This window comes from Marinobacter iranensis, assembly GCF_029207565.1.
GTDB classification, from domain to species: Bacteria; Pseudomonadota; Gammaproteobacteria; order Pseudomonadales; family Oleiphilaceae; genus Marinobacter; species Marinobacter iranensis.
In genome coordinates, this window is sequence record NZ_JANCMW010000264.1 from 1 (window position 1) to 260 (window position 260).

1 protein-coding gene is annotated in these 260 nt (G+C 66.2%); it reads right to left on the reverse strand.

Annotated features, from left to right (window positions below; genetic code table 11):
* Positions 1-260, reverse strand: a 260-nt coding sequence (locus NLU14_RS22300) for a homocysteine S-methyltransferase family protein (RefSeq protein ID WP_275710724.1), incomplete at both ends; no start/stop codon positions are given.

The window sequence follows — 260 nt, forward strand, 5'->3', positions numbered from 1 at the left end:
CGGCCTGCGCGATCGAGGTGGAGGAGAAGGTGTTGGTCTCGACGATATCGGCGCCCGCCTTGGCATAGGCGTAGTGGATGTCCTCGATGGCTTTCGGCTGGGACAGGATCAAAAGGTCGTTGTTGCCCTGCTGGTGGCAGGCGCAGCCGCCGAAGCGGTCGCCGCGGAAATGGTCCTCGCTAAAGCCGAGCCCCTGGATCTGCGTGCCCATCGCGCCGTCGAGCACCAGGATGCGCTCCCGCGCGGCAGCCTTCAGCGCT